The sequence below is a fragment of the Pseudooceanicola nitratireducens genome (assembly GCF_900109195.1).
Taxonomy (GTDB): domain Bacteria; phylum Pseudomonadota; class Alphaproteobacteria; order Rhodobacterales; family Rhodobacteraceae; genus Pseudooceanicola; species Pseudooceanicola nitratireducens.
Window position 1 is genome coordinate 1 of sequence record NZ_FNZG01000021.1, and the last position, 6,856, is coordinate 6,856.

Below are 6,856 nucleotides of genomic sequence, written 5' to 3' on the forward strand. Positions count from 1 at the left end.
TGCATGATGGGACGGCTGAACTGGGGCTGGTTCGCCTCGGTCATCATCGGGATCGTGCTGATCTTCTCGGCCGGCACCATCGTCGACGGCTTCTCCTGAGAAGAGGCCCGAGCAGTGGCAGAACGATCCCCCCTCTTTCTCGGCCTCGCCCGTCCGCCCAAGTATCTGGGCCTCCCCGTCGGATACCTGGTGGTGCTGGCGACAGGGGTCGTTCTGCCATTCATCTGGACCAAATCGATGGTGTTCTTCCTGATCGGCCTTGTCGCCTATCCGATCCTCTGGTTCGTCGCCGACCGCGAGCCGCATTTCTTCGAGGTATTGCGCGTCTCTTATGGATCGGTGCGTTCGACGAAGAATCGGGCCCTGCATGGAGGGGACAGCTTTGGCGCTTGATGCAGGCACTCTTTCCACTCACGGAACAGCCCTGCTCCAAGCGGGCGGAGGTGAGTTCGCGCGGGAGAGTTACCTCGCGGAGCACCTACCGTATTTCGCGCTCGCGGATGATGATGTCATTGTACTGCGCGAGGGCGACCTCTTGGCGACCCTGCGCCTTGATGGTCTGAACCCGATGACCAGTGAGGACGCCCGGCTCGATGCGCTCAAACGTGCGGTCGCCGCCATAGTCGCCCAGACGGGCAACGCCTTTGGCTTCTACATCCACCGCATTTCCGTGCCGCGGGATCTCGGGATGCGCCCCATCGAAGGGGACAGCTTCGCCGCCGCGATCGACGGGCGCTGGCAGGCCCATGTCAAAGAGCTGCGCCCGGCCAAGCGCCAGCTCTATCTCAGCGTCATCCGGCGCCCCGACATCTCCGCACGTATTCCACTCCTGCGGGCGCTGGCGCGCAAGGCCTGGGTCAAGGATCGCGCGACACGCCTGCAGGAGCTGAACGAGGTCATGGGCTTTTTCAAGGTGGCGCTTGCCTCGGCCAATCCCGTCCGCCTGACCCGCGCCGGCGGCGAATGGTTGGGCTATCTCAACACGCTGAACGCGGGCAGCTTTTCTCCCATCGCCTTTGGTCAGAGCGCCCTGCCCCTCTCGCATACCTTGAGCAACTGCCGCGCGACCTTTGATGGCGACGTCGTCACCCTGACCGACGCCGTGACCGGTCGCGTCAAATACGGCGCGCTTTTCTCGATGAAATCCTATCCAGCGCTCACGGACGTCACGCTCCTCGACGCGCTCGACCTGCCCCTCGACATCGTACTGACGAACTCCTTCAGCCCGATCCCGAACAACATCATGGCCGAACGCATCCAGCGGATCATCCGCCAGATGCATGCCTCCGACGATGCCGCCGTCTCCCTGCGCGAACAGCTCGGACAAGCCGCCGACGACCAGGAGGCGGGACGGATCGCTTTCGGAGACCATCACCTCTCCATCGCGGTCTATGCCCCGGACCGCGACACGCTCGAGCGCGCCGCCGCCCAGATCAAGCGCGTGGGCCAAGAGATCATGTCGGTGATCGTCCGCGAAAACATGGCGCTGAAAGCCACCTACTTCGCGCAATCGCCCGGCAATTTCGGCTACCGGGCGCGCAAGACGCCGATCTCCTCGATTAACTTCGCCGACTTCGCAGCCCTACATGGCAGCGTCGAGGGGCGCAGGCCTGACCAGTCGCCTTGGGGCGAGACTATCTCTGTGCTGCCCACGGTCGGCACCTCGGGCTACCGTTTCAACTTCCATGAGGCAGGCAGCCCCGGCAAGGAACCGACCGTTGGCCACACCCTCGTCCTGGGTCGGACCGGCACCGGCAAGACGCTGACCACCGCCTTCCTTGCGGCTCAGGCGCAGCGGGTCGGCGCGCGCCTGTTCTTTTTCGACAAAGATCGCGGCCTCGAAATGGCGGTCCGCGCCCTTGGCGGCCGCTATAACGAAATCCGGGCCGGTGTGCCGACAGGTCTGAACCCGCTCGCCACCGAGACCGACGAACGTGGCCGCGCTTGGCTCTCTGACTGGCTTGCGACCCTTCTCACGCGCAATGGCACACTTACGGGCGAACAGTCGCGCCATATCCAAAGCGCGGTCGGCCAGAACGCCGATGCGGGCGCGGCGCTGCAACGCTTCGCCAGTTTCGAAACCCTGTTCCAGTCGCTCGATGACGATGGCGAGCTGCAGTCCCGCGTTGCCGAATGGGCACCCGGTGGCCGCTATGGCTGGGTCTTCGACGAAACCGAGCGCGGCGCTGGCCTCAAGCTCACGGGTGACATCGTCGGGTTTGATATGACTGAGATCCTCGACATGACCACCGAGCGCATGGCGGTGCTCTCCTACATCTTCCGCCAGATCGAACGCGTGGTCGAGGATCGCCGCCCCACCATCATCGTGCTCGACGAGGCCTGGAAGCTCTTGGACGATCCGTATTTCGGGGCGCGGCTCGAAAACTGGCTGGTGACACTTCGGAAAATGAACTGCGTCGTGATCATGATGACGCAGTACCCGAGCCAGTTGCGCGACAGCCGCGTCGGTAAGACCATCGTCGAGACGGTCCCGACCCAGATCCTCTTCCCGAACGACCGCGCCACCGTCTCGGATTACGACTTCCTGCGCGTGAACGCCAAGGAGGCCGCCCTTCTCGTTCAGCCCACCATCGGCCAGCGCATCGCGCTTGTTCGCTCTGCGGGCGACAGCGTCTTCGTCGATGCCGATCTCTCCGCGCTCGGCACCCTTCTCCCCATCCTTGGCGGTGGCGCCACCGGCGAGGCCCGCGTGCCCGCCGATTGGCGCGCTAATCCCGATTTCTGGAGACATGTGATATGAATTCGAAACCCCTCCTCGCGCTTTGCGCCGCCGCGAGCCTTCTCGCCGCTTGCGAGAAATACACCGAGAAAACCTCCCCCTGCTTCGGACGCAATGGCGAGCCGCAGGTGACGCGGTCCGCTTTTTCGGTCTCGACCATGGGCGCACCGGCTCACGCAACGGCCAAAACCGACTGCACCTTCGAGCCCCTGCCCCGTCCGGAATGAGCCGTGTCGCGATCATATCCGCCGGGCTCTGCCTCGGCCTCAGCGCCCTGCCCGCGCATGCCCAAGGCGTGCCGACGCAGGACAATTCCGCGATCGGCCGCGCCATCGCGCGCGTGACGGCGCTCGCCGAGGATCTGGGCGTCCAGCAGGACAAGGATCGCACCGAGTCCACACTGGCGGACGTGCAGGCCGACCAGCTGCGCGTCCTCGAGGAGATGACCGCCGCGATCACCGGGCCCGGCTTCGATATCCGCGCGCTCGAGGGCAATGCGGATTTCGGGGTGGCGGCCGTCTATCCCAATATCGACCCGAGCCCGATGAACAGCCGCCTTTTCGGCGAGGGACGCGAGACGGTGGAGATGATGATCGTCGAAGTCGCGGGCGAGTTCGCAAGCGCCCCCGGTGTGGCCCGCGCGGGCCTCTCGGCCACCCAGTGGCGCTGCCTCTTCCAGGCGCTGATCAAACAGGAGAGCCGCTTCAACGTCGCCGCACAAAGCCCGGTCGGGGCCTATGGTCTGACCCAACTCATGCCCGGCACCGCCTCCGACCTTGGCGTCGACCGCTATGACGTAAATGACAACCTGCGCGGCGGCGCGCGTTATATCACCACGCAGCTGGGCCGCTTCGGCAATATCCCTCACGCACTCGCGGCCTATAACGCCGGACCCGGACGGGTCATCGAATATGGCGGCGTGCCGCCCTTCGCCGAGACCCAAGGTTACGTGCGCAACATCTCGAAGTTCTACAACGAATACCTGGCTGTCGTGGGCGGTGCCGACGCGCTCGGCACGCTCTCGCCCTCGGACTTTGCGCTCGCCGAATATGCCAGCATCTCCGCGGCCGGCGTCTATTACGCCGCCGACAGCTCGGCCACGACCGAACAGGTCATCAATCGTCTGCGCGCCATCATCCTGCAGATTGATGCCCAACCCAATGCCAAGGCGGCCTGGGAGCTCAACACCTACGCCAAGGCCGAGATCGGCCGCATCCTCAATCTCCGCGTCCGGCTGATGGCTGCAAACCAGCAGCGCGAGGCGGCCTATGCGCAGCACCTCGTCGTCGACCGATTGGCTGAGCGCGACTTCATGCAAATGGGAGTTCCCGAATGAGACACCTTCTCCTGACCGCCGCAGCGGTCGCTACACTCGGGTTTACCTCGCCCGCCACGGCCCAAGGCGTTCCGACTTTCGATGGATCGCAGCTTGGTCAGCTCGTGGCCCAACTCGAACACATGACCGAGGACCTGAACGTCCAGATGCAGCAGCTCGCCACCATGCGGCTGGAACTGGAAACCCAGCTGTCGCAGCTCACCAACCTCGAGGCGCAACTGACCTCGCTCATTGAAGGCAGCGGGCTCGGAGAACTCTTTGCCACGGTCGAAGAATTCCGAGCGCTGCGCGGCAAGCTGATCGCGCCCCTCAATACCGCACAATCGCTGGCAAGCGGCGATTTTCTCAGCGGCTTCAATCCCGGCGCGGAACTCTCGGCCTCGGTCGAGCGGGTTCTTTCGGGCAGTGGCTTCACCTCGGAGCGCCTCAGCACGCTTTCTGGCTCGGATGAGCCCGCCGACAACCGCATCGCCACCTCAGCCGGGGCCAGTGCCATGCTGTCGGTCGCAGCGCAAGAAAGCCATGAAGAGGCAGGCCAGAGCCTCGAACGGCTCGAGACCATGGTCGGGCTCATCGACGATCAGGACGGCCTGAAGGCTGCCGTCGATCTCAACACTCGTGTCACCGCCGAGCTTGGTATCATCCTGACCCAGATCTGGCGGCTGGAAGCCGCCCAGGGCGTGAGCGCCGGCCAGCTTGGCGTCGTCGATGCCGCCACCCTCGCGGATGAGCGCAAGTTCCGTTCGATGGCGGTGGATCCATAAGGCGCCCCATGACCCACAGCTTGAGAACTTTTCGATCTCTTGGTCTCGCGGCGCTTGTCTTGGCCGCACTTCACGGTGCCGCACTGGCCCAGACCCCGAACACCGAACCATCCGGCGACACGCCCTTCAGCTCGATGGCTATCGCGCGGGACGAGGCCGACGACTGCCGCGTCCCGAAACCGCCCGCAGACCTCGCCGAGACCGCCTATCTCCGTAATGGTTACCGCGCCATCCTGCGTATCCTGATCGCTGAAGAGGCGCTCGCCTCGGAGAGCTGCACCTGCCTGCTGGATCAGTTCGCCTGGGATCAGGCGCTTGCCGCCCTGCCCCGGTTCCAGACCTCGGACAACCCGCGCCTGCCCTTCAACGTGCTCGAGCTCTACGCCAAGGCGGACGCGCTCGAGGCGCAAGTTGTGGAGGCCTGTGCGGAGTAAATGGGGGTCATTCGCGACATCCTTGGCCAAGTCGACGCCGCGGTGAACACCGTGGCGCAGGACGGCTTTATCTCCTCGGCGGCCTCGGTCGGTAATGTCATCTCGGCGGGCGCGACGCTCCTTGTCGTGCTCCTCGGGATCAACGCGGTCATGCAGCTCCGCCCCCTGCCCTTCGGAACCGGGTTTGCCTTCGGGATGAAAGTGGCCCTGGTCGGGATCTTCGCGCAGAGTTGGGATAATTTCAGCGTCATCTATGACATCGTCACGCGCGTGCCCGACTCCGTGGGCGCCTCGATCCTGGCGCTTACCGGCTCGGGCGACGAGGCAGGGGTCTATGAGAGCCTCGACAATATGGTCGCCCGCATCACCGCCTATGGCGATACGATCGGCGACCGCGCGGGCTGGGTCTTCGGCGCGGTTCTGGGTGCCATCTTCTTCGTCCTCTCCGCCGTCTTCGCCGCCGTCACCGCAGGGATCATCGCCTTCGCCCGCATCGTCTTCGCGCTGATGATCGTCATCGCCCCCTTCATGATCGTGACCTCGCTGTTCAAACCGACCCAGTCCCTCTTCGAGGCCTGGACCCGCGCCACCATTGGCTACGCGCTCATGCCGGTCGCCGCAGCAGGCGCCGCGGGCATCATCGTCGCCATCGCCGAAGCGATCGGGGACGCCTCCGCCGATCCGGGCGATGTCGAAACCGTCAGCCTGATCCTGCCCTTCCTCGTCATTCTGATCCTCAGCGCCGGGATCATGGCCTCGGTGCCCTACATCGCCTCCAATCTCACCGGTGTCGTCGGCATCGCGTCCAATGCCGTCGGTCTCACGGGCCTTGCGCGCCAGGGGTTCGTGAACACACGGGAGTATGGCGCGGGCGCAACCTCGCGCCTCGTCACCGGCAAGTCCCCGCATGAGCTGAACCAGATGGCCAATGCGGGTGTGGTGAAGACCGGCGAGCTGATCCGGCAAAGCCCCGGCGCGCTTCTCTCCGCCGCCAAGGCCTTCCGCAAACCCTGATGTGAAAGACGACGACTTTGAAGAAGCTTGTGACCAGTTCCTCCGCGCCTGACCGCGACGCTTTCGAGGCGGATTTCATCTACGGGCCAAGACGGCGTGAGCGTTTCGCCTGGTTCGTTGCGGCGGCAGGCGTGCTGGTTGGTGTTGCCGGCATGGTCGCGGGCGCGAGCCTCTTTCCACTCAAATCGACCGAGACCTTCGTCGTCGTGGTCGACAAGGAAACCGGAGAGATGGACCGGGTCGCCGCCGTACAGGCGCTGACGCTTTCCGAGAGCGACGCCATCATCCAGGCCAATCTCGTGGCCTATGTCGATGATCGGGAAACCTATGACCTGACCGATGGCGAGCAGCGTATCAACTCGGTGCTCAACCGTTCCGATGGCGATGCCGCCCGCACGCTGCGCGATCTCTGGTCCTCGACCAACGAAGACTACCCGATCACCGTCTATGGCCGCGACGCCAAGATCGAGGTGGTGATCAAGTCCGTGAACCAGATCGAGCGCGGCGTGGCCCAGGTCCGCTTCACCCGCACGCTGCGCCGTCCCCGCGACACCCGCACCGTCACCCG

At 64.6% G+C, this 6,856-nt stretch carries 8 protein-coding genes; all 8 read left to right on the forward strand.

Annotated elements, in window-relative coordinates:
• Positions 1-6 precede the first annotated feature (6 nt).
• Entirely contained in the window at positions 7-99 is a 93-nt protein-coding gene (locus BMX99_RS19950) for a TrbC/VirB2 family protein (protein WP_236640792.1), read from the forward strand.
• Positions 100-114: 15 nt separating this feature from the next.
• Positions 115-393: a VirB3 family type IV secretion system protein gene (locus BMX99_RS19240; RefSeq protein WP_093455142.1), complete on the forward strand. Its 279-nt coding sequence runs from the start codon at positions 115-117 to the stop codon at positions 391-393.
• On the forward strand, positions 368-2,761 hold the full coding sequence (locus BMX99_RS19245; protein ID WP_170848864.1) for a VirB4 family type IV secretion/conjugal transfer ATPase: 2,394 nt from the start codon (positions 368-370) through the stop codon (positions 2,759-2,761). Before BMX99_RS19240 ends, BMX99_RS19245 begins: the two co-directional genes overlap by 26 nt.
• A 202-nt stretch (positions 2,762-2,963) precedes the next feature.
• The gene (locus BMX99_RS19255; RefSeq protein ID WP_093455145.1) at positions 2,964-4,076 is read left to right on the forward strand and encodes a lytic transglycosylase domain-containing protein; all 1,113 of its coding nucleotides are present in this window, start codon (positions 2,964-2,966) and stop codon (positions 4,074-4,076) included.
• Positions 4,073-4,840, forward strand: a complete 768-nt coding sequence (locus BMX99_RS19260; protein ID WP_093455146.1) for a type IV secretion system protein — start codon at positions 4,073-4,075, stop codon at positions 4,838-4,840. The genes BMX99_RS19255 and BMX99_RS19260 overlap by 4 nt, the downstream gene beginning before the upstream one ends.
• 59 nt (positions 4,841-4,899) lie before the next feature.
• Entirely contained in the window at positions 4,900-5,274 is a 375-nt protein-coding gene (locus BMX99_RS19265) for a hypothetical protein (protein WP_244525692.1), read from the forward strand.
• Positions 5,275-6,288 carry a TrbL/VirB6 family protein gene (locus BMX99_RS19270; RefSeq protein ID WP_007120612.1) on the forward strand — a complete coding sequence of 338 codons (1,014 nt, stop codon included), beginning with the start codon at positions 5,275-5,277 and terminating at the stop codon, positions 6,286-6,288.
• Between the two features lie 17 nt (positions 6,289-6,305).
• Positions 6,306-6,856, forward strand: a 551-nt coding sequence (locus BMX99_RS19275; protein WP_093455148.1) for a VirB8 family type IV secretion system protein, incomplete at its 3' end; no start/stop codon positions are given.